At 68.1% G+C, this 22175-nt stretch carries 22 protein-coding genes and 1 pseudogene; 11 read left to right on the top strand and 12 right to left on the bottom strand.

All coding sequences use genetic code 11. The annotated features are described in order from the left end of the window. Positions 1–257 (bottom strand): annotated as a pseudogene (locus ACIBTM_RS21915) (hypothetical protein); the annotation flags it as partial. A gap of 359 nt (positions 258–616) precedes the next feature. Between ACIBTM_RS21915 and ACIBTM_RS21910 the strand changes: the two are divergent. Beyond that, complete coding sequence (locus ACIBTM_RS21910) at positions 617–1720, top strand: tetratricopeptide repeat protein (RefSeq protein ID WP_395878891.1); 1104 nt, start codon at positions 617–619, stop codon at positions 1718–1720. 73 nt (positions 1721–1793) lie between these two features. On the opposite strand, the gene ligD is transcribed toward ACIBTM_RS21910, so the two are convergent. Further along, a complete protein-coding gene (gene ligD / locus ACIBTM_RS21905; RefSeq protein WP_395878890.1) occupies positions 1794–3590 on the bottom strand; it encodes a DNA ligase D in 1797 nt (598 codons plus the stop codon). Here ligD and ACIBTM_RS21900 point away from each other — a divergent pair. Both ACIBTM_RS21900 and ACIBTM_RS21895 read left to right on the top strand, forming a co-directional pair. After that, complete coding sequence (locus ACIBTM_RS21900; protein WP_395878919.1) at positions 3519–3737, top strand: hypothetical protein; 219 nt, start codon at positions 3519–3521, stop codon at positions 3735–3737. The two genes, ligD and ACIBTM_RS21900, sit on opposite strands and share 72 nt — an antisense overlap. 471 nt (positions 3738–4208) lie before the next feature. Then, positions 4209–4835 (top strand): GIY-YIG nuclease family protein, encoded by a 627-nt coding sequence (locus tag ACIBTM_RS21895; protein WP_395878889.1) that lies wholly within the window; start codon positions 4209–4211, stop codon positions 4833–4835. 72 nt (positions 4836–4907) lie between these two features. On the opposite strand, the gene ACIBTM_RS21890 is transcribed toward ACIBTM_RS21895, so the two are convergent. The 4 genes from ACIBTM_RS21890 to ACIBTM_RS21875 all read right to left on the bottom strand — a co-directional run bounded on the left by ACIBTM_RS21890 (position 4908) and on the right by ACIBTM_RS21875 (position 7977). Continuing rightward, positions 4908–5114 carry a hypothetical protein gene (locus tag ACIBTM_RS21890; protein WP_395878888.1) on the bottom strand — a complete coding sequence of 69 codons (207 nt, stop codon included), beginning with the start codon at positions 5112–5114 and terminating at the stop codon, positions 4908–4910. Beyond that, entirely contained in the window at positions 5108–5473 is a 366-nt protein-coding gene (locus ACIBTM_RS21885; RefSeq protein WP_395878887.1) for a hypothetical protein, read from the bottom strand. Before ACIBTM_RS21885 ends, ACIBTM_RS21890 begins: the two co-directional genes overlap by 7 nt. Then, positions 5470–5934, bottom strand: coding sequence for a hypothetical protein (locus ACIBTM_RS21880; RefSeq protein ID WP_395878886.1), 465 nt, complete (start codon positions 5932–5934; stop codon positions 5470–5472). Before ACIBTM_RS21880 ends, ACIBTM_RS21885 begins: the two co-directional genes overlap by 4 nt. Positions 5935–6570: 636 nt before the next feature. Then, positions 6571–7977, bottom strand: a complete 1407-nt coding sequence (locus ACIBTM_RS21875; protein WP_395878885.1) for a KamA family radical SAM protein — start codon at positions 7975–7977, stop codon at positions 6571–6573. A gap of 142 nt (positions 7978–8119) precedes the next feature. Here ACIBTM_RS21875 and ACIBTM_RS21870 point away from each other — a divergent pair, with 142 nt between their 5' ends. Genes ACIBTM_RS21870 through ACIBTM_RS21860 form a run of 3 tightly spaced genes read left to right on the top strand, consistent with a single transcriptional unit; the run spans position 8120 to position 12126 of the window. After that, the gene (locus ACIBTM_RS21870) at positions 8120–9730 is read left to right on the top strand and encodes an amidohydrolase (protein ID WP_395878884.1); all 1611 of its coding nucleotides are present in this window, start codon (positions 8120–8122) and stop codon (positions 9728–9730) included. Between the two features lie 9 nt (positions 9731–9739). Then, complete coding sequence (gene lnt, locus ACIBTM_RS21865) at positions 9740–11332, top strand: apolipoprotein N-acyltransferase (RefSeq protein ID WP_395878883.1); 1593 nt, start codon at positions 9740–9742, stop codon at positions 11330–11332. 26 nt (positions 11333–11358) lie between these two features. After that, a complete protein-coding gene (locus ACIBTM_RS21860; protein WP_395878882.1) occupies positions 11359–12126 on the top strand; it encodes a polyprenol monophosphomannose synthase in 768 nt (255 codons plus the stop codon). On the opposite strand, the gene ACIBTM_RS21855 is transcribed toward ACIBTM_RS21860, so the two are convergent. Further along, positions 12080–12877, bottom strand: a complete 798-nt coding sequence (locus ACIBTM_RS21855; RefSeq protein WP_395878917.1) for a DeoR/GlpR family DNA-binding transcription regulator — start codon at positions 12875–12877, stop codon at positions 12080–12082. The genes ACIBTM_RS21860 and ACIBTM_RS21855 overlap by 47 nt on opposite strands. Positions 12878–12928: 51 nt before the next feature. Here ACIBTM_RS21855 and ACIBTM_RS21850 point away from each other — a divergent pair, with 51 nt between their 5' ends. The 3 genes from ACIBTM_RS21850 (at position 12929) to ACIBTM_RS21840 (ending at position 15465) form a co-directional block, all read left to right on the top strand. Further along, positions 12929–13303, top strand: a complete 375-nt coding sequence (locus tag ACIBTM_RS21850; protein WP_378371139.1) for a DUF4406 domain-containing protein — start codon at positions 12929–12931, stop codon at positions 13301–13303. 44 nt (positions 13304–13347) lie between these two features. Continuing rightward, complete coding sequence (locus tag ACIBTM_RS21845) at positions 13348–14613, top strand: sigma-70 family RNA polymerase sigma factor (RefSeq protein ID WP_395878881.1); 1266 nt, start codon at positions 13348–13350, stop codon at positions 14611–14613. A 66-nt stretch (positions 14614–14679) separates the two neighbouring features. Next, entirely contained in the window at positions 14680–15465 is a 786-nt protein-coding gene (locus ACIBTM_RS21840) for an SDR family NAD(P)-dependent oxidoreductase (protein WP_395878880.1), read from the top strand. On the opposite strand, the gene ACIBTM_RS21835 is transcribed toward ACIBTM_RS21840, so the two are convergent. Next, complete coding sequence (locus tag ACIBTM_RS21835) at positions 15358–16359, bottom strand: LysR family transcriptional regulator (RefSeq protein ID WP_395878879.1); 1002 nt, start codon at positions 16357–16359, stop codon at positions 15358–15360. The two genes, ACIBTM_RS21840 and ACIBTM_RS21835, sit on opposite strands and share 108 nt — an antisense overlap. 73 nt (positions 16360–16432) lie before the next feature. Here ACIBTM_RS21835 and dapA point away from each other — a divergent pair, with 73 nt between their 5' ends. Then, entirely contained in the window at positions 16433–17335 is a 903-nt protein-coding gene (gene dapA / locus ACIBTM_RS21830) for a 4-hydroxy-tetrahydrodipicolinate synthase (protein ID WP_395878878.1), read from the top strand. A 247-nt stretch (positions 17336–17582) separates the two neighbouring features. Here the strand turns inward: dapA and ACIBTM_RS21825 are convergent, their stop codons facing one another. The 3 genes from ACIBTM_RS21825 to ACIBTM_RS21815 all read right to left on the bottom strand — a co-directional run bounded on the left by ACIBTM_RS21825 (position 17583) and on the right by ACIBTM_RS21815 (position 20346). After that, positions 17583–17930: an RNA polymerase-binding protein RbpA gene (locus tag ACIBTM_RS21825; protein WP_005151365.1), complete on the bottom strand. Its 348-nt coding sequence runs from the start codon at positions 17928–17930 to the stop codon at positions 17583–17585. 226 nt (positions 17931–18156) lie between these two features. Beyond that, positions 18157–18915 carry a thymidine kinase gene (locus tag ACIBTM_RS21820; RefSeq protein ID WP_395878877.1) on the bottom strand — a complete coding sequence of 253 codons (759 nt, stop codon included), beginning with the start codon at positions 18913–18915 and terminating at the stop codon, positions 18157–18159. Positions 18916–18945: 30 nt separating this feature from the next. Further along, positions 18946–20346 carry an MFS transporter gene (locus tag ACIBTM_RS21815; protein ID WP_395878876.1) on the bottom strand — a complete coding sequence of 467 codons (1401 nt, stop codon included), beginning with the start codon at positions 20344–20346 and terminating at the stop codon, positions 18946–18948. A 270-nt stretch (positions 20347–20616) separates the two neighbouring features. Between ACIBTM_RS21815 and ACIBTM_RS21810 the strand changes: the two genes are divergently transcribed. Further along, positions 20617–21291, top strand: coding sequence for a transglycosylase family protein (locus ACIBTM_RS21810; RefSeq protein WP_395878875.1), 675 nt, complete (start codon positions 20617–20619; stop codon positions 21289–21291). A 92-nt stretch (positions 21292–21383) separates the two neighbouring features. On the opposite strand, the gene ACIBTM_RS21805 is transcribed toward ACIBTM_RS21810, so the two are convergent. Beyond that, entirely contained in the window at positions 21384–22163 is a 780-nt protein-coding gene (locus tag ACIBTM_RS21805; RefSeq protein ID WP_395878874.1) for a glycerophosphodiester phosphodiesterase, read from the bottom strand. Positions 22164–22175 lie beyond the last annotated feature (12 nt).

The raw sequence follows: 22175 nt of genomic DNA, 5'->3' as shown, positions 1-22175 counted from the left end.
CCGATTTCGGGCGTGGGGTTGTCCTGGTTCATCCGGTCGGTGAACAGCAGCCCGGGATCGGCGCAGGCGTGCGCGGCGTCGGCCGCGGCGATCAGTAGATCGTGCTCCCGCCCGGCACCGTCGAGCGCGGCACGCATCTGCGCGTCGGTGACGTGTAGCGAGATGTTGAACTTCCAGGCCTCGCCGCGCGCGTCCGCACCGACCTTGCAACCGATGAACTCCTCGGCTGCCGGGTGATCGAGGGAGAGGATGGCCATGTTCCCCGAGCAGCGCGACCTGTTCACCCTGCTCGGCGTGCACCACGGACCCGACATCGACCCCCTACGCTGCTGCAGCCCTGGTCGACACCACCCCCGCACAGGCGCGTCATCTGCTGCGCGCCCTCCACACCCGCAACCTCGTCCAGGAAACCACCCCCGACCGCTACCGCCTCCACGACTTGCTCCGCGTCTACGCCCAAGCCGACGATCTTGACCCCGGCCTTCGCCACAACGCCACAACTAGGACCCTCGACTACTACCTACACACTGCCTACACTGCCGCCGGCTATCTACCGACTTTCCGGCCCTCTTTCAGTCCCATCACCCCAGACCCGCCTCAGCAGCCGCGGCCCATCATGAGCACCGGTGACGCAACGGCCTGGCTGACTACCGAACTCCCTGTCTTGGCTACTGCGATCGACCACACTCACCAGACCCACCCCACCCACACAATTCGCCTGTCCGCCACCCTGCATGCCTACTTCCGCACGGCAGGACAATGGCACTACGCCCACCGCATCCACCGCACCGCACTCACCACCGCCACCACAACCAACGACCCCCGAACTCAGGCAGCCGCCCTCTACGACGTTGGCGTGGTGTCCCGGCGGCGGGGTGTTTTGGAAGCGGCAGTGGAGGCTCAGACCGGCGCGTTAAAGCTGTTCACCGCTATCGGTGACCTTCTGGGGCAGGGCAACACCCTCACCGAACTCGGCTTCCTGTATCGGCTGCGGGGTGATCTGGAGGCGTCCTTTGACGCGCAGACCCGCGCGTTGCAGCTGTTCATCGATAGTGGTGACCTATTGGGTCAAGGCGACGTCCTGAACGATCTCGGCGGCGTATATCGGCTGCGGGGTGATCTGGAGGCGGCTGTGGAGGCGCACGGTCGCGCGCTGCAGCTGCACACCGACACTGGTAGCCCGCTGGGACAGGCTACTACCCTTCACCACCTAGGTATTGTGTATCGGCTGCGGGGTGATTTGAAAGCGGCCGTGGAGGCGCAGACCCATGCGCTGCAGCTGGACGCTGACAGCGGCAGCGTGCACGGGGAGGCCAATGCACATCTGCAGATCGGCATCGCGCACCACCTGGAACGCGAGTACGGCCTCGCCACCACAGATCTCACCGACGCACTACACCTTTTTACTCAGGTTGCAGATACCGACGGCCAAGCCGAAACCCACAATGCATTCGGCAACCTCGCCCTCGACCACTCCGACGCGGGTGATCCGCACACCCACTTCACCACCGCGCTCGCGCTCGCCCGCGAATGCGGCACCAAACTGCACGAAGCCAACGCCCTCGTCGGGCAAGCCCAGTGTCTCCGCCGCGCTGGAAACACCCCACGAGCGGTCACCCTCCTACACCAAGCTCTCGTTATCCATCACGAGATCCACGCCCACGAGGCAGCCCACACCGCCGACCTGCTCCGATCACTCGACTCCAACAACCAGTCCTGACAAACATGTCGGCTTGGGACGTCAGGTCACATACGCGTACCCCGAGATGTCGAAGACATTCCATCCCGCTGGCTCAGCCGGTCGGGAGCGGTGCCCGCGTTGTGCCGAGGTCTGCGAACAGGTCGCCGTGCTCGGCGACGCGTTCCAGGACGTCGTCGGCGGCGAACACGAGCTGGGCCGGGTGGCGGCAGGCGCGTACTTCGTTCCAGGTGACCGGGGTGGCGACGGTCGGCTGGTCGCGTCCGCGCAGCGAGTAGGGCGTGATGGTGGTCTTGGCTGGATTGTTCTGTGACCAGTCGATGAACACCCGCCTGGTGCGTTGCGCCTTCGCCATCACCGCGGTCACCCGATCCGGTGTCTCGCGCGCGAGGCGCTGAGCCAGCTGCTTCGCGTAGGCCGACGGTGCGGCCGGGTCCTCGGTGTCGATGGCGCAGTACAGCTGCAAGCCTTTCGACCCGGACGTGGTGGCGAAGGCGGTGAGCCCGTCGTCGGCGAGCTCGTGCTGGAGTCGTTCGGCGACCCTGCAGCAGTCCACAAGGGATGTCTCGGGGCCGGGGTCGAGGTCGAATACCAGCCGGTCCGGCGGACGGCGCGACGGTGGCGGGCCGAGATCCACAGCGTACTGCGGGACGTGGATCTCCAGGGCGGCCATGTTCGCCGCCCACACCAGCGCGGCCAGCTCCTCGAACAACGGATACTCGATCGGCTCGCCACGTGCGCCGTGACGGCTCCGGCTTCCGGTGCTCGGCAGCGTCACGGTGGGAAGCCAGTCCGGTGCGCCGCGGGGGACGTTCTTCTCGAAGAACTGCTCGCCGCCGACGCCGTCGGGGAACCGGATGACCGTGATCGGCCGCCCGGCGAGATGCGGCAGCAGCACAGGTGCGATGTGCGAGATGTAGTGGATGACCTCGCCCTTGGTAAAGCCGTCCGGGTAGAGGGGTTTGTCGAGGTTCGACAGCGTGAGTTGCCGGGCTCCGGCCTGCACGGTGATCTTCGTGCCGGAGGACTTCGGGGGCTCGGGACTACCCGGCGCGAGAGCGGCGGTCTCCGCGTGGGTGTCTGGCGCAGGGGGAGCGGCCGGGGTCTGGCTGCGAGGTAGGGGTGCCGTGACGTCGTGGGCTGCCTTGTCGTCCCGCAGTCCGCGCCAGACGGTGTGGCGCAGGCGGCCGCCATTGCGGGTGACCTGCCGGTAGACCACTTCACCGACGAGCGCAGGATCCACCCAGCGGGCCCCGCGGAGGTCCGCCGATGGTGGATCCTCCGCGAACGGATGCCGCGGCCGCGCCAGCGGTTCGAGCTGGGTCTGGAGACGGCCGCGTTCGGCGGTGCTCATTCCGGTGCCCACATCGCCGATGTAGACCAGGTCGCCGCTGTCGGGGTCGTGGGCGCCGAGCAGGAGGCCGCCGACCATGCCGGTGAAGCGGCCCTGGCCGGGGCGCCACCCGCACACGATGACTTCACTCGTCTGCGTCAACGGGTGCTTGAGCCAGGCGTCAGTCCGCTTGCCGGGGGTGTAGGGCGCGCGGCGGTTCTTCGCGACCAGGCCCTCGTGCCCCGAGACGGCGACATGGGCCAGCAGATCGTCGACGGTCCGGCGATCGGCGTCCAGTTCGGTGAAGGTGAACGCGCGCACCACCGCGACGCGGTACGGGTCCGGCATCGGCAACGCGTCCAGCTGCCGGCGGCGGTCGTCGTAGGGTGCCCGCAGCAGGGACTCGTCGCCGAGTCTCAGCAGGTCGAACGCCAGGAACCGGACCGGCAAATCCTCGAAGGGCTCCTCACGGCGAACCGAGCTGCGATGGGTCTGGTACCGGCCATGGCGCTCCTGCAACAGTCCGAAGTCGGGCTGGCCGGCGTCGTTGTAGGCCACGATCTCCCCGTCCAGCACTGCGGCCCGGCCATCCAGGGCAGGGGCCAGAACACCGGCGAGCTCGCGAACTCACCGGTGAAGTCGATGCCGTTGCGGCTGGTCAACCGCGTGGCGCCGTCCGGGGCGATCTGCATTGACGTGCGGTAGCCGTCGAGCTTGTAGTCGTACGACCATGCCTCGCCTGCGGGCAACCTACCGCCGTCGGGCTTGGCCAGCATCGGCTCGATCCAGCCGGGCACCAGGAAGTCGTCGCGACGTGGCTTGCGCGCCATCTCGGACCTCCTGTCGGCTCCCGCGACGAGGCGCGCCCGCCGCGCGCCCTATGGTCCCCCGGAGAGTGGCGGGCCGCATGTCGAGTGTCCACATGTGACACGCTTTGAACAGCGGTAATGGGTGTCCTGATGGTGTACGGCGGCTCGGGCCACAGGATCTGTCCTGCCGGGAGATCGCCACCAGTCGGTCACCGGTCGTTCGTGACGGCGGCTGCCGTCGTCAGGGCGAGCCTCGCGGACACGGATTGCGTCGTCGGTGGCCGTGGTGGGTGGTCGATCAGTGAGCCTTCTCGGGTCGTGGGCGCGGGACACGGTTTTTGTCGGAGGGCACCCGTACGGTGCCTCCGTGACTCATACGACAACCGTGCCGAACCCGCGAGCAACGACCACTCCATCTTCCGCAGGGCACCTCTACGTGATTCAGTTCAGCAGCAACGTGATCAAGGTCGGTAGGTGCGGCGATCTCCGACGGCGAAGCGAAGAGCACCGGCGAGACGCTGCGCGGTATGACGTCACGATCGTGCACGAATGGTGTTCGCCGCTCGTCGAGGGTGTCCGGGTCCGCGAGCGGAACCTGCTCAAGGCGCTTGGTCAGCTGGGGGATCGAACCGGCGGTGGGCGCGAGTACTTCCGCGACATTCCGTTCGCGATCGCGGTGGCGCAGGCAGAACGGGCGGACCGGCTACCGGTGGAGAAATGTTGCTGCGGAAAGTGTGTTGCGCCGACCACCATGGACCTGACCGTGCAGGTAGCGGAGGACCTTGAGCCGGAGGACGTCGTTGGCGTGCCCTTGCGTCTGACCTGCGGGGCTGTCATTCGTGCGGTGGTGCACAACGATGACCGTGACGAGGAGTTTCAAGTGAATGACGAATTCGAGGCTGAATTCGATGGGGTCAGGCTGTGGGACGGCCTCTGGAGCGTTTACGTGAACTCGGACATACGACCTGGACAACGCTGGGGCATTCTGCGGTAGTCGATAACAGCTGGACATGTGCGGTGTCGACAGCGGCCCGCTCTGGGCGGGCTCACGTTCAGGCCTCGGTTCTCAGCGGGGGCCGAGTTCGTGCCACGGGTAAGCCCAGTCGATCTCCGGGACGTGGCGGGCGAGTGCGCCGCCGGTGTTCGCGTACAGCTGGGGCACGATGTCGGGTCTGCCGCGCGCGTGTTCTGTGGTGAACGTTGTCCACCAGTCGGTGTGGCGGTTGCAGGCTTCGCACCACTGTCGTTGGCCGGTGGTCCAGTCGGTCAGCATGGTGCTTCGGCTTGAGCTGCGGCCGCACTGTCCTCGCCGGGCCGTCGATGCCTGGCAGATCCGTTTGGCGGCTTGTCCTTGCGCAGCAATTCCCGGGTCGGATCAAGACGTCGCTGGGCGTACCAGGCGGCGAGGTCGTGTTCGCTCCATCCGGGCACGGTGACCGGTCCGCCGGTCGTGCGCTGCGGTCCGAGCGCCAGATCCTGGAGGCCGCCCAGCGTCACCGTGTCGGGCTTGCCGCCGACCACGATCGACGCGATCGCTACGCCGGCGCCGAGCAGCGCGCCGGTCACGCGTGGGTCGGCCACCAGGCGCTGAACTCGCTGGGCCAGCGCGAGATCCATCTCGCGCGTGGTCATGTCGAGCCGTTGCTGTCGTCGAGCGGACGTGGGACCGCGGCGCGGCGTGGTCGTGGTGATCGTCGTCCGGCGACGCGCCAGGCCGGTGGGTGGGTGCGGTTGAAGGTGTCGGTGAAGTCGCGGAGGGCTTGCTTGGCGGCGCGGTCGTCGGGTGCCTGGCCCGTGCTGCGTTCGGCCCAGTAGACCAGTGCGTTGATGGTCTGGCGGATGGTGTCGGGCCGGTATTTGGGGTAGGCGTCGGTGTCCTGGTCGCGGGTGTCGTCCCAGCGGGCGATCTGGCCCTCGACGTACTCGAGCAGCTTGGCGGTCGTGATCGCGTTCGTGCCGGTCTGGTAGCCGCGGGTGTGGCACCAGTGCTGGTAGTGCGCGAGGCGAGCGCGGTAGCAGCTGATGGTCTTGTCGGAGTAGCGACGCAGCATCGACGGGCGGAGTTCCGTCTCGGAACGCGAGAACCTGGACACCTCTCCAGAATGCCATCAACGCAGCCTCGAACGAGCGCGGCCACCCTATTTCACTGTGGCGGTCGCAGCACGACGAAGCACTCGAATCTTTGGTCACCACAAAATGTGGGTGATACCCGCAGGTATCACCCACACCGCCCCGCCTCAGCTCGGCGCCCCGGGCTCGAACCGCAGATCAGCGGCCCAATCATGCCGCCATGTGACTACTGTCAGTAATTGGCGTTGAGTACGACTTTCGGCGCCAGAACCGCATTGTCACAATACCCTTTGCCTTGATGAAGCGAATATGTAGGCGACGTAATAATTACGTTAGCCTCATACGCTTTCCTTCATGCGCGGAATTCGTGTTGTCGAGTCGCAGACACCGCTCGATACCCTTTTATCGACTCGCGCGGAGAATGCGACGAGAAAGGGCCGGGATATCACTGGGCGCCGTGCCGTCGAGTGCCTCACTCTGGTTCAATCGCCGGGCCGCGTGACTGTCCACTGTGGAACCACTGGGCCTTTTGGGGTCCGGTCACAACCGGTAGCAACCGGTCCTGACCAGCACAAACAGTCTGCACGGTGGAGGGGGCGTTCAAAGCTCCCACATGAGCCTGAACGCCCCCTCCGGGACCTACCTGACGAGTCGGCCGGTCAGGCCATTGGGGGCTGGTCGCGCCACCAGCGCTGGCCGGCTTCGGGGAGGGTGGAGATCGGGTCGTAGTAGGGGTAGCGCTGCTGCAGCGCCTCGTCGGCGTTGGCCACGTTCTCCCTGTCTACGCTGGTCAGGTAGTTTTTCGTCCAGTAGGAGATGCCCAACTCGCGGTCGTATTCGTGGAGCTGGTGGACCCAGCGCTTCCCGACGTACGGCACGTCGCAGACGATGCGCGGCGTGGCGTAGCCGGGCAGGTAGCCCATGATCGCGTGCTGCAGTTCCTGTGCCTCGTGCACGGAAACCCGCCAGTGCTCGGCGTTGGGGATCATGTCGCACATGTAGAAGTAGTACGGCAGGATGTTCGCCTCGCCCTGCAGCGCGAAGCACAGGTCCAGCAGGTCGGCCGGGGTCGCGTTGACGCCCTTCATCAGCACGCCCTGGTTGCGCACGTCGCGGACGCCGACGTCGAGCGCGGTCCTGGCGGCTTCGGCGACCAGCGGGGTCACCGACTGGGCGTGGTTGACGTGGGTGTGGATCGCGAGGTTGACGCCGCGGCGTTGCGCGGTGCCGGCGACGCGTTCGAGGCCTTCGACCACCTTCGGCTGGATCCAGTGCTGCGGCAGCGCGGCGAGCGCCTTGGTGGCGAGCCGGATGTCGCGGACGGTGTCGATGTCCATCAGCCGCATCAGGAACGACTCAAGCTGCGGCCACGGCACGTTCGCGACGTCGCCGCCGGAGACCACGACGTCACGTACGCCGGGGGTCTTCTTCAGGTACTCGATCATCGCGTCCTGGCGGTCGACCGGTTTGAGCGAGAGCTTGTGCTTCTCGATCTGTTCGGTGGAGTTGCCGACCAGGTCCATCCGGGTGCAGTGCCCGCAGTACTGGGGGCAGGTGGAGATCATCTCGGCGAGGACCTTGGTGGGGTAGCGGTGGGTCAGCCCCTCCACGACCCACATCTCCGCCTCGTGCAACGAGTCCCGTTCGGAGTGCGGGTGGCTCGGCCACTCGGTGTCGCGGTCGCTGCGCACCGGGAGCATGTAGCGGCGGATCGGGTCGGCGTACCAGGCTTCGGTCACCTTCGCCGGGTCGGTGCCCGCGTTGGGCGCCATCGTGTTGATCATCTGCGGCGGCAGGAGCATCGACATCGTGGCCATCTCGCGCTGGTCGGCGAGCATGTCCTCGTAGAAGCGCTCCTCGAGCTGATCGCCCATCAGGGCGCGCAGCTGCTTGGCGTTACGGATGCAGTGCACTCGCTGCCACTGCGCGTCGCGCCACTCTGCCTCGGTCACGTCGTGCCAGCCGGGGAAGCGGCGCCAGTCGGGTTCGGTCAGCTCGACTCGGGTGTAGTCGTAGGGCTGATCGTAGGCGGCCACCGGCGAGGTCGGTTCCTGGATCGCAGTCACTTGTACTCCTCGTCGTCGGAAACGCGTGAAATTATCCTGTCACATCGTTCGGAAGACGTAAATATTCCTGTCTTGCGTGGTGTGTCGAAATCATGCCGACCCGCCGGTCACGTGGGCTTCCGCACGCTGCAAACTCGGGAGGGTGACGAACGCGCGAACGACGCTCCTCCTCGGCGGGCGCATCTACAGCCCCTCGGCTCCCGACGCCACCGCCATGGCGATCACCGACGGCATCGTCGTCTGGGTGGGACAGGACGGCCCGGCAAGGGCACTGCATCCCGGCGCCGAACCGGTCGACCTCGACGGCGCTTTCGTCGCCCCGGCCTTCGTCGACGCGCACGTCCACGCCACCGCGACCGGGCTGCACCTCACCGGCCTGAACCTCGCGAACATCCGCGGTGCCGGCGAACTCCTCGCCGCGGTCCGCGACGCCGTCCGGCCCGGCCAGGTGCTGGTCGCGCACGGCTGGGACGAATCCCGCTGGACCGACGGCAGGTTGCCCAGCCGCGCCGAGATCGACGAGGCCGCGAACGGCGCCCCGGTGTACCTGAGCCGGGTCGACGTCCACTCGGCGCTCGTCTCCAGTGCCCTCGTCGCGCTGGCCGCCGGTGTGCACGAGACACCGGGCTGGTCGGCCGACGGGCCGCTGACCCGCGACGCCCACCACCTCGTGCGTGCCGCGATGCGCGAGGCGATCACGCCGTCGCAGCGCCGCGAAGCCCAGCGCGCGTTCCTCGCCGAAGCCGCCGCGCGCGGAGTCGTGAGCGTCCACGAATGCGCGGGCCCGGACATCTCCGGCGCCGAAGACCTCACCGACCTGCTCGCGCTCGCGTCCGAACCGGGCCTGCCGGAGGTCGTCGGCTACTGGGGCGAGCGCGGCGGAATCGACACCGCCCGTGCGCTCGGCGCCAGGGGAGTCGCGGGCGACCTGTTCGTCGACGGCGCGCTCGGCTCGCGCACGGCCGCGCTGCACGAGCCGTACGCCGACGCCCACGGCACCTCCGGAACGCTCTACCTCGACGCCGCCGCCATCGCCGAGCACGTCGCTGCCTGCACCGAGGCCGAACTGCAGGCCGGGTTCCACGTCATCGGCGACGCCGCGGTCGCCGAGGTCGTCGAAGGATTCCGGCTCGCGGAGAAGACCGTCGGCCGTCGAGCGCTCGCCGCCCGGCACCACCGGCTCGAACACGTCGAGATGATCGACGCCGACCAGGCGAAGGAGCTCGCCGGCTGGGGCGTGGTCGCGTCGGTCCAGCCGCAGTTCGACGCGGAATGGGGCGGCGAGCACGGCATGTACGTCGATCGCCTCGGCGGCGAGCGGGCCCCGAAGCTCAACCCCTTCGCCGCCATGGCCGCCGAGGGGCTCCTGCTCGCTTTCGGCTCCGACGCTCCGGTCACGCCTGTCGACCCGTGGGCCACCGTCCGCGCCGGGACCTATCACCGCACGCCGGGCTCGGGGCTGTCCGCTCGCGCGTCCTTCACCGCCCACACCCGGGCGGGACACCGCGCCGCCGGGGTGAACGACGGTGTCACCGGCAGCCTGGTCCCGGGCGCTCCCGCGCACTACGCGATCTGGGACGCCGAGGATCTCGTCGTCGCGACACCGGACTCGCGGGTGCAGCGCTGGTCGACCGACCCGCGCGCGGGGGTGCCCCCGCTGCCGAACCTGGCCGAGGGGGCGACGCTGCCCCGGTGCCTGCGCACGGTCCGCGACGGGCAGGTCATCCACGATGTGTTCACCCGCACGGCCTAGGGTTCAGGGGTGTCCTCGACCGTGACCGATCCGGATCCCGAAGCGGCGCCCCGGAAGCGGTTCTCCCGCGCCTGGCTCCTGCGTTTCCTCGTCGCCGCGGCGTCGGGTTTCACGCTCTACCTCAGTTTCGCGCCGCGTCCGCTGTGGTGGCTCGCGCCGCTGGCGTTCACCGGCCTCGCGCTGGTGGTGCACGGGCGCAGGTTCCGGGGCGCGTTCGGCTACGCGTTCGTGTTCGGGATGGGGTTCTTCCTGCCGCTGCTGACGTGGCTGCTGGACTTCCTCGGCCCGGACTTCGGGCCGTGGCCGTGGATCGCGCTGTCGATGGCGCTGTCGGTGTATCTCGGTTTCGGCGGGGCGTTCGCGACCGTGGTGTGGAGGCTGCCGCTCGGTCCGCTGTGGGCCGCGCTGGTGATCATCGCGCTGGAGACGCCGCGGGCATGGTTCCCCTTCGGCGGCTTCCCGTGGGGCCGGGTGGCGTTCAGTCAGCCCGAGGGCGCCTTCGTCTCGCTGGCCTCGATCGGCGGCGCTCCGCTGGTCGGCCTCGCGGTCGTGGCGACCGGTTTCGGGCTCGCGGCGCTGTGCCTGCGGCTGAAGGGCGTCGATCCGCGGCGTTCCCTGGTGGCCGCGGCGGCGGTGACGCTGGTGCCGGTGGTGGCGGGTCTCGCGGTGTGGCCGACGATCGGCACCGAAGCCCAGGACGGCGAACTCACCGTCGCCACGGTGCAGGGCAACGCCCCGGACATCGGCCTGGCGCTGGAAGGCCGCCGCGACGAACTCCGGAGCAACCACCTGGCCGAAAGTGCCCGTCTGCTGGAGAAGCTGAAGGCGAGCAACACCAAGGTCGATCTGCTGGTGTGGCCAGAGACCGCGATGGCCATGCGCACCGGCGACGCTGGCGTCGATCAGATGGTCCGCGACTACGGCACGCAGGCGATCATCGGCGCGCTGGTCCGGTTGCCCGACGGCACCGCACAGAACTCCGCGCTGGTCTGGGATCCGGCGACCGGACCTGGCCAGCGCTACGCCAAGCAGCAGCTGGTCCCGTTCGGTGAATACGTCCCGGCCCGTGAGGTCGCGAAGCTGGTGACGCCGTTCGTCGACAGCGTGGCGAACATGACACCGGGTGACGGCGCCAACGCCGCCCTGTCGGTCGCGGGCACCAAGGTCGGCGTCTTCATCTGCTATGAGACCGCGTTCGACTACCCGGCCCGCGAATCGGTCGCCGACGGCGCGGAACTGCTCGTCGTGCCGACCAACAACGCCTGGTACGGCCCGGGGGAGATGAGCTACCAGCAGCTGGCGATGTCGCGGCTGCGGGCGGTCGAGCACGGGCGCGCGGTGATCGTTTCGGCCACCAGCGGGGTCAGCGCGATCGTCGCGCCCGACGGTTCGATCACGGCCTCCACCAGCCTGTTCACCGCAGACTCCCTGGTGGGGCGCGTACCGCTGAGGCAGCAGACTACGCTGTCGGATCTACTCGGTGTGACGACGGAGTACGGACTGCTGGCCCTGGCGATCGCCGGGGTTACCGGCGGGTACGTGCTCCGTTTCCGCACCCGGCGCGCGAGCGCCGCCAAGGCAACGAGGGAAGCGGCGGGCTGACCCGCCGGAACACGGAGGAAAAGCGGATGGCGCAGGCGCCGCGGGGGGCCCAGGGAATCGACCCGGTGCTGGTGGTGGTCCCGACGTACAACGAGCGGGACAACATCGGCCCGATCCTGGAACGTCTGCTCAAAGCACTCCCGGACGTGCACGCCCTCGTCGTCGACGACGGCAGCCCGGACGGCACCGGTGACGTCGCCGACGAGCTCGCGAAGGCCGACGAGCGGATCCAGGTCATGCACCGGACCGAGAAGGCGGGCCTCGGCGCCGCGTATGTCGCGGGATTCCGCTGGGGGCTCTCCCGCGACTACGCCACCATCGTCGAGATGGACGCCGACGGCTCGCACGCGCCGGAGGATCTGCCCCGGGTGCTGGCGGCCCTGGAGGACGCGGACCTGTCCATCGGCTCCCGCTACGTTCCCGGTGGCAGCACGGTGAACTGGCCGTTCCAGCGCAAGGCGCTGTCCTGGGTGGCGAACCTCTACGCGAGGATCGCGCTCGGCACGAAGATCAAGGACATCACCGCGGGTTTCCGCGCGTACCGCCGCACGGTGCTGGAGAAGCTCCCGCTCGACGAGATCGCCTCGCGCGGCTACTGCTTCCAGATCGACCTGGCGTTCCGCACGGCGCTCGCCGGGTTCGAGGTCGTCGAGGTGCCGATCACCTTCACCGAACGCGAGGTCGGTCAGTCGAAGATGAGCGGTTCGGTCGTGCGCGAGGCGATCGTCCTGGTCGGGCTGTGGGGGATCAAGCGTCGCTGGCAGCAGCTTCGCGGGCTGGCCAAGAAGGGCTGACGCCCAGCACGCTTACCCCGAGCTTCCCCAGTTCCTGCACCGTCGGCTCGTCCGGCGCCGCGTCGGTGATCACGCCCGCGACGTCGGACAGGGGGAGCACAGTGAACGGCGAGGCCGCGCCGATCTTCTCGGAACTGGCCAGCACGTAGGTGTCGGCGGCCCGTTTGGCGAGGGTGCGTTTCATCGCGGCCTCGTCGGAGTCACCGGTGGTGAGCCCGGTTTCGGGGTGCACCCCGGTGACGCCGAGGAAGAACAGGTCGGCGTTGATCCCCATCGCGGCCTCCGCGGCGGCCGCTCCGCAGGTGACGGCGGAGTGTTTGAAGAGCCGTCCGCCGATCAGGAACACCTCGACCTTCGGGTGCGTGACGAGCGCGGCGGCGACCGTGGGGCTGTGCGTGACGATCTTCGCTTCGAGATCGACGGGGAGCGCCTTCGCCAGCGCGAGCGCGGTCGTCCCGCCGTCGAGGATGACCGTCGAGCCGAGCCGGATCAACGCTGCTGCACGTTTCGCGATCCGTTCCTTGCCCGCGACGCTGACCGCCATGCGCGTCGCGTAGTCCGCGGTGGCGGGAGAGACCGGCAAGGCTCCGCCATAGACCCGTTGACAGAGTCCGGCGTCCGCGAGTTCCCGCAGGTCACGGCGGATACTGTCCTCTGATACGCCGAGTTCGGCGGCGAGGTCCTTGGCCACGATCCGGCCTTCGGTCTTGAGTCGTTCCATCAGCAGGTCTCGTCGTTGCGCAGCCAACATGTGCACGTTCCTCCTTGTTCCTGCCGATTATTGCACATTATGCTTCGTCGCATGAGCAAACCTCTGATGATCCTCATCGCCGGACCGTTCCGTTCCGGCACCGGCGACGACCCCGAACTTCTCGCCCGCAACCTCGCCCGGCTCGAAGAGGCCGCCTGGCCGATCTTCCGCAGCGGGCACGTGCCGATGATCGGCGAGTGGGTCGCGCTGCCGGTGCTGCGCGGGGCGGGCGGGAAGACCGTCGCCGATCCGATCGCCAAGGAGGTCATGTACCCGACGGCCGACCGGCTGCTGCACCACTGCGACGCCGTCCTGCGGCTGCCGGGCGAATCCACCGGTGCCGACCAGGACGTCGCCATCGCCCTGTCCCGCGGGCTCGACGTCTACCACCGAGTCGAGGACATCCCGGGGTATCAAGCCGCATAATGCGTCACTCGATCGAATGTGACGTTTTCGGGGGAAGGTGAGCCGTGACCGGGAAGGTCTGCGGGATGTGCGGAGGCCCGCTGCCGTCGAAGGCGGATTCACGCGGGCGTGCGGCCGTCTATTGCTCGGCCGCGTGCCGCCAGCGGGCCTACCGGTCACGGCGCGACCCCGCCCCCGATGTGCAAACCCTCATCGCCGAGGTCGGCCGCGTCGCGAACCGGTTGGCACCTCAGCCGCCGGAGGCGTTCCTCACCGATCTCACCTCGCTCACCTCCGACATCGGCAGGCTGCGGCGCATCGCCCAACTGGCGCTGAGGACCAAGGACGAAAACGTCACATCGGAGCCCGTGACGGAAACCGTCGACGAGGTCACCTTCGCCGGGAGGATCGAGGAGCACCAGCGCGAGCTGCGCGTGCACTGCTACCGCATGGTCGGGTCCTACGACGACGCGGAGGACCTCGTCCAGGAGACGTTCCTGCGAGCGTGGCGCGGCCGCGAAGGGTTCGAAGGCCGGTCGAGTTTCCGCGCCTGGCTCTACCGCATCGCCACCAACACCTGCCTCGATTTCCTGCGGCGCAACAAGAGGGTTCCACGTCCCTACGACCCGTTGCCCGACGTCGAACAGGGCGAACCGCCGCAGTTCCTGCCCTGGTTGCAGCCGTTCCCGGACGACTCCGCGGAGATCGCCGAGGCCAGGGAAACGATGGAGCTCGTCTTCCTGGCCGCCATCCAGCACCTCCCGCCGAAACAGCGGGCCGTGGTGATCCTCAACGACGTCCTCGGCTGGAAGGCCGCCGAGACCGCGGACCTGCTGGAAACCACCGTCGCGTCGGTCACCAGCGCCCTTCAGCGCGCACGCCCCACGCTGCGCGAACGCCTACCGGAACGCCGCACCGACTGGGCAAGGACCGTGCGGCCGACCGAGGAGGAGCAGGCGATCCTGCGGCGCTACATGGCCGCCGCCACCGCCAACGGGGACAGCCGGATCATGGCCGAGCTGCTCAGGGAGGACGTGCTGGTCACGATGCCGCCGAACCCGCTGTGGTTCTCCGGTCGCGACGTCTTCCTCGAGTTCGTCGCCCAATCCCTCGATCCCGCCTCGCCGACGTACTTCGGAGAGTGGAAACACCTTCCGACCGTGGCCAACGGGCTGCCCGCCGCAGCAGGCTACGTCCGGCGACCGGGCACCCGGATCTACCGCGCACAGGTGCTCGACGTGCTGCGCATCGAAGACGGGAAGGTCGCCGAGATCACCGCGTTCGAACCGCATCTGTTCCCCGCGTTCGGGCTGCCACTGACTCTGACCTAAGGACCGATGAGATCTCCGTGCCTTCCGCGTCTCAACCGTCGTAACCGACAACGCGGAAGGAAACCCATGAGCCTCCAGAACAAGAACGCGATCATCTACGGCGCCGGCGGGGCGATCGGCAACGGCGTCGCCAAGGAGTTCGCCGCGCGCGGAGCCCGTGTCTTCCTCACCGGCCGCCACGAACCGGCACTGACGAAGCTCGCCGGCGAGATCAGGGAGACCGGGGGACTGGCCGAAGTCGCCGTCGTCGACGGCCTCGACGAAACCGCGGTCGACGCGCACGCGGCCTCCGTCGTGGCCGAGGCGGGCAGCATCGACATCTCGCTCAACCTCGTCCCGCGTGGCGACATCCAAGGCATCCCGCTCGTCGAGATGTCGGTCGAGGACTACGTCCGCCCGATCACCGACGGGATCACGACGAACTTCATCACCGCACGGGCCGCCGCCCGGCACATGGTCGCCCAGGGCTCCGGCGCCATCCTCGCCCTCGACAGCGGCTCCGCCCACGGCAGTCCGATGATGGGCGCCACGGGTTCGATCGACGCCGCGCTGGACACCTTCATCCGCAATCTCGCCGTCGAGGTCGGACCGCACGGTGTCCGCGCGCTCGGCATCTGGGTCGCGGGGATCCCGGAGACCCTCACGCCCGAGAAGCTCTCCGCGGTGAACAACCAGCTGCCGGCGAGTCCCGAGATGGTGCAGAACGTCCTCGACGGCCTCACCGAGGCCCGGATGACCAAACGTTCACCGCGCCTCGCCGAGGTCGCCGCCACGCTGGCCTTCCTCGCTTCCGACGACGCCATGGGGATCACCGGCACGTTCGTCAACGTGACCAGCATGTATCCCAGCTGACCGAGCCGCCCCGAGTTCCGTCAGCACCGCCCGGATCGCGGGGCTCGACTCGGCACTGCGGCGCCACGCGGCGTGCACCTCGCGCGTCGGCGGGCGCCGCAGCGGCCGGGCGACGAGCCCTTCGGCCAAGGGCGGGCGCGCCAGCCGCGGGATCAACGCGACGACCTCGCCCGAGGAGACCAGCGACAGCTGCGTGGAGAAGTCGTCCACCAGATGCCGCACGTCGGGTTCCTCCGGAAGGCCGGCGAACACACGCCGGAACCACTGATGACAGACCGTGCCCGGCGGACTGGTCACCCACGCGTGCCCGGCCAGGTCCGCGCCGTCCAGCGGCGGCTCGGCGCGCGCCAGTGGATGGGTCTCGGCCATGACGACGTCGCCGAGGTCGATGTGCACCAGCCGCCGCGACAGCGCGGGGGACAACGGGACCGGCAGACCGTCGGCGTCATGCAGGAGCGCGAGGTCGGCGGTCCCGGCCTCGACCGAATGCAGCGCCTGGTCGGGGTCCTGCTCGGTGATGTGCAGCCGGAGGTCGGGGTAGCGCGTCAGGAGCCGCGGATGAACCGGGGCGAGCAGGCCGCGGATGCCGGTCGAGAACGCGGCCACCCGCAGAACACCGCGCGGCGCGCCCTCCGCGACCGACTGAGCAGCCTCGGCGCACCGTTCGAGTGCCTGGAACACCTCCAGCGAGGAATCGACGACGGCCTGGCCCGCGGGAGTCAGCACGACGCCGCGGCCGGCCGGAGCGAGCACCGGCATCCCGATCTGACGTTCCAGCCGCTTGATCTGCTGCGACACCGCGGACGCCGTGAACCCGAGCTCGTCCGCCGCCCGCGCCAACGTCCCCAGCGCGGCCACCGACCGCAGTGCCCGCAAAGCCCCGACCTCGATCATGAAGCCAGGCTACGCAATACCGTCCAAAAACCATCGCTGGACCGCAGGTATCGGCGCCGACAGGATCGACCGCATGACCGAAACACTCTTCGGCTCCAACCTCGTCGCCATGGTCACCCCGATGGAACCCGGCGGCGCGCTCAGCGAACCCGGCCTCACCGGCCTGGTCGACCACCTGCTGACCACCGGCTGCGACGGCATCGTCGTCGGCGGAACCACCGGCGAGTCGCCCACCCTGACCGACGCCGAAGCCGCACGGCTCGTCCACACCGTGGCGAACCGCACCGGGAACCGGGCGCGTGTGATCGCCGGAGTCGGCACCTACGACACCACCGCCAGTATCCGGCGCGCGAAGGAAGCCGAGGCGGCCGGCGCCGACGCGCTCCTGCTCGTCTGCCCCTACTACTCCAAGCCGACACAGGCCGGGATCGTGACGCACTGCCAGGCGGTCGCCGACGCCACCGACCTGCCCGTGATGCTCTACGACGTCCCGGCCCGCACCGGGACGGCCATGGAAGCGGCCACCCTGATCGAACTCGCCGAACACCCCAGGATCCGGGCCGTGAAGGACGCGAAAGGCGACCTGTTCGAAGCGATGGCGGTCATGGCGCGCACGCCGCTGGCCTACTACTGCGGCATCGACGAGCTCAACCTGCCGTATCTCGCCGCCGGCGCCACCGGCCTGGTCAGCGTCGTGGGCAACGCCGTCGCCGACCGCAACGCCGAACTCATCGCCGCCGTACGCGGGGGAGACCTCGACACCGCGCGATCGCTCAACGCCGCGCTGCTTCCCCTGGCCGAGGCCGTCATGCGCACCTCGCAGGGCGCGATCATGGCCAAGGCCGTACTGGCCGAACTCGGGGTCATCCCGCACGCGACGGTCCGGCTCCCGCTGCTCGAATCGCCACCCGAGCACCTGCGGCGTCTTCGCGACGCACTGGCGCCCCTCAGCATCGGGGCTCTCGTGGTGTCTTAGCCACCTATGTGATTCCGGCTGCGGCTCGGATGGTCACTACGAGCGCGCGTGAAGGCCCCCCTTCCCTCGGCTCAGTCGAGGAAACTCGACCTTCACACCTTCCCCAGTACATGAAGGCCCCCTTCCTTGCGCCTAAGTACAGGAAGGGGGCCTTCATGTACTTAGACAGGACACGGCGAAGCCCCCGCGGAGGGAGGTCGCGGGGGCTTCGCCGGTTCGTGGTGGGGCTAGCTACTTGTGCCGTGCGTCAGGCGGACCGGGTGGTCCTGCGTCCCTTCAGCTCGGCGAGACGTTCGTTGAGCAGATCTTCGAGCTCCGGGATCGAACGGCGCTCCAGGAGCATGTCCCAGTGCGTCCTCGGGGGCTTGACCTTCTTCTGCTCCGGCTGCCCGCCGTCCACGATCTCGGACTCGCTGCCGTGCAGCCTGCACTCCCACACCGAGGGGATCTCGGCGTCGTCGGAGAAGGGCACCTCGAACTCGTGGTTCTTGGGGCAGGCGTAGCGCACGGTGCGCCGAGGCGCGAGGTCGTGGTTGCGGTCGGTCTCGTAGCTGACCGCTCCCAGCCGGCTTCCACGGAGAACACGGTCGGCCATGATGGGGGTCCTTTCAGTCAGCTCCGGGTGGAGCCAGGGTGATGCTCACCCTATGCAACGACGATGAGGCCCAGGAGATTCCCTGAACAGCATGTCCTTGCTCACGATGAGCTGTGTCACCCGGTGGCAACAGCTTCTCCTAGTAGGAGTGGTTTCGCGCTCTGGCGTGACGTCAATACGGCCATCTTGGTGCGGATATCCCCCAGATGGGCTAGTAGTACGCCTGTCACGTCAACCGTAACTGACCGTGTTGGGCTGAGGTGGGCCCCAGGTCGCCCAGTCGAAAGTGCCGACGGCACAATACCTGATAACGGACCGTGTTCGACTCAGCCTCGGAACGTGATGCCGGTGAAGTTTCAACTAGCGACTGCTCGGTATCCGCAACCACCACGGTGTCCCCGGCCCGCAACACCTCACCGTCGGAAACCCGCGCGTTGAACCGTCCCGTCTGCCCGCACCAGCACAACACCTCGACCTGAACCGGCTGCAACTCGTCCGCCAGCTCGAACAACCGCGCCGCACCCGGGAACAACATGCTCCGGAAATCCGTCGCGATCCCGAAGCAGTACACGTCGATCTGGACGTCATCGGCCAGTTCAGCCAGCTGATCCACCTGATCGGGCGACAAGAACTGCGCCTCGTCGACGATCAAGTAGTCCACGTGCCGCCCGGCCGCCCACTGCTCGCGCACCAGCAACCGCAGATCGGTCTCGTTCCCCACCTCGATCGCCTTGCGCGTCAACCCGATCCGGCTGGTGATCTGCGGCTCCCCGGACCGGTCATGCCGCACCAGCACCATCCCGCGACGACCCTGCCGCGCGTGGTTGTGGTCGATCTGCAACGCCAGCGTCGACTTCCCGCAGTCCATCGGCCCGTAACAGAACTTCAACTTCCCGACGACCGGCACACCCCGCCGTGAACCCGCCACCGGCACCGACGACAACGCGTCCGTGGGATCCGGGCCACTCTCCTTCAGTACGGTCACGACGGTCGAGCCTATCGGCACGCTCCGCCCTCACAGCACCGCCGGTGGTCGGTTGCCCGCCGCCTCGATCGCCCGGCGCACCGGGACCAGCCACACGAACACGAAACCGAGCACGAAGAAGATCACCAGAGCGATGATCGCGTATCGGAACGACCCGGTGATCTGCCCGACCGCGGCGAACAACAGGGGACCGAGCCACGACGTCCCCCGCTCACCGACCACGTACAGCGAGAAGTACTGCGCGTCCTTGCCCTCCGGGATCATCTGCCCGAACAACGACCGCGACAACGCGTTCGTCCCGCCCAGCACCAGCCCGATCCCGACCGCCACCGCGTAGAACTGCAGCGGCTGACCGGCCTCGATGAAGAACGCGAAGCACAGCACGACCACCCAGGCCACCAGACTGCCCAAGATCGTCTTCTTCGCCCCGATCCGGGCCGCGATCGCACCATGGATCATCGCGCCGGCATAGGCCAGGAACTGGATCACCAGGATCGTGACGATCAACACCTGGGTGCTGTACTTCAGCTCGTCCTTGCCGTACTGCGCCGACACCGCCACCACCGTCGTGATCCCGTCGGTGAAGACCAGGTAGCTGCCGAGGAACGCCAGCGTCAGCGGATACGCCCTCGCGTCCTTGATCGTCCGCCCCAGCTCCTTGAACCCGGCCGTCAGCACCGACAGACCCCGCTCGCTCGACTTCGGCACGTGAGTCTGGGGGAGCGCCCGCACCGCCGGGAACGTGAACACCGCCCACCAGATCCCCGACGTCAGGAAGCAGATCCGGACGGCGAGCGACTCGCTCACCCCGAAAGCCTCGTGTCCGAGGAAGAACCCGAGCTGCAGCGCCAGCGCCAGACCACCGCCGAGATAGCCGAACGCCCACCCCTTCGACGACACCGCGTCCCGCTCGTCCGGCTCCGCGATGTCCACCAGGAACGAGTAGTAGACGACCAGCGCACCGCCGTAACCGATGTTGGCCAGGATGAACGTCCAGACACCGACCTCCCAGTTCGTCCCCGCGATGAAGAACATCAGCGCCGACGCCGTCGCCCCCAGGAACGCGAACCCGCCGAGGATCCGCCGCTTGTGCCTGCTGCGGTCCGCGATCGCACCGGCGATGGGCAGCACCAGCACCTGGGTCACCGTCGCGATCGACAGCAGATATCCCCACAGCGACCCGGCCGGGAACTGGAGTCCGAACAACGAGACGTCACAGCTCTGCAGGGTGCTCGACGCTCCACTCGAATCGGTGCACGCCCTGTCCCCGTTAAGGGTGAAATTCGTCTTGGCGTCCGCGGACGCGATCTCGCTCAAATAGAGCGCTCCGAAGACGGTGATCACCGACGAATAGAACGGCGAATTGGCCCAGTCGTAGAGGTACCAAGCCCGCCACACCCGCTTGCGTTCACGGGTCACGGCCACCGTCATGCACAGCTCCTGAAGTCGAGAACGTCGAGGTCAGCGGGAGACTACTGGTGATCACGCCCACCTGTCCGGCACGAGTCCGGACCGTGTTCGTTTCGACGCGAGGCGAACCCTCGCCGGACACCTTCCCGACCATCGTCGGCGTGTCGCTGCCACGATCCCCGTGTGTTTCGTGTGAGGCTGGTGTGCGAGCTGTGACTCTTGTGAAGCAAGTGTCCACTATTTACTGTTCCGCTCATGAGGACCCATCGCCTTCGCACAGCACACCGCGTAGTGGCGAGAACGCTCCTGCTCGCCCTCGCCGTGACGGGCCTGCAGATCGCCACCACCGGATCCGCCGCCGCGGACCCCCACGGCACCTACTGGTCCAAGCTCCGCATGTGTGAATCGAGCGGGCGCTACAACATCAACACCGGTAACGGCTACTACGGCGCCTACCAGTTCGACCTGCCCACCTGGCGCAGCGTCGGCGGCCAAGGACGACCCGACCAGGCCACTCCGCGCGAACAGGACTACCGGGCCCTCTACCTGTACCGCATGCGCGGCTGGCAACCCTGGGAATGCGCTGGCAAACTCGGCTTCCGCAACGACAGCGACGGCCGCAGCAAACGCGTCCCGTCCTACGCGGACTCCGCCTACATCGGCGGGGGAGGACAGCCCGCCCCGCCGCCCGCACCCAAACCGAAGCCCACCCCGCCCGCTCCGCCCGGCGGCCCCAAACCCGCCTGGCCCGGCGTCGTCTACGCCTACGGCGACTGCGCCGTCGCGCTCAAGCAGTTCCAGCTGCGGATGAACGCCTTCGGCTACGGCTTCACCGGCACAGGCTGCTACTACGACAAAACCCGCGAAGCCGTCCTCGCCGTCCAGCGCGCCAACGGCATCAACGACTCAGGACGGCTCGGCCCCAAGACCTGGGACGCCGCCTGGAACGGCAAACCACCCCGGTAACCACCCGTTCCCGATGCTATGAACGGTCCGTTCCTTGCAAAATTTGCAAGGAACGGACCGTTCATAGCGCACCCGAGGAGAAGTAGGGGACTTCAGGAAGGCCAGGAGCCCCGCTCCCGAAGCACCTCACGCAGCAGATCCGGCCGATCCGTCACGATCCCGTGCACCCCCAGATCCAGCAGCAACCGCATCTCCGCCGGATCGTCCACCGTCCACGTGTGCACCTCGAAACCCCCACGCGTCGCCTGCCGCAGGAAAGCCCGGTCCACCACCTTCAGCCGCCCCTGCCGCACCGGCACCTGCGCCATCGCACCCCGCGACAACGCCCGCAACGAGAACAGCGGCAAGAACCCGTTCGCCCACATCACCGCCACTGAACGCGGACCCATCGCCGTCACCAGCTTCGGCCCCGCCAGCTTCCGGATCCGGGCCAACCGCGCGTCGGAGAACGACGCCGCCGCGACCCGGTCATGCGCACCGGATCGCTCGATCGCCCGGACGAAAGGCTCCACCGCCTCGTTCGACTTCACGTCGATGTTGAACCGCGCCTCCGGCAACTCCTCGAGCACGTCCTCCAGCCGGGACAACGGCGCACGCCCCCCGATCTTGACCGTCCGAAGCTGGGCCCACGTCTGCCGGGAGATCAAACCCGCGCCATCGGTCGTCCGGTCCAACGACGCGTCGTGATGCACGACCACCACACCGTCCGAGGTCGCGTGCACATCCGTCTCGAGATAGCGGTAGCCCTCAGTCACCGCCTGCTGGAAGGCAGGCAACGAGTTCTCCAGTCCTTCCAGGTCACCGAGGTGCCAGCCACGATGGGCGAAGGCACGCGGGAGCGGATCGGCGAGGTACGGAAACAGTGTCGGCACCCCACTAGTGTG

Source organism: Amycolatopsis sp. NPDC049868 (genome assembly GCF_044461365.1).
In the GTDB taxonomy this organism is placed as follows: Bacteria; Actinomycetota; Actinomycetes; order Mycobacteriales; family Pseudonocardiaceae; genus Amycolatopsis.
Note: the sequence above shows the minus strand (reverse complement) of the source record. Positions and strands in the feature narration are given on the sequence as shown.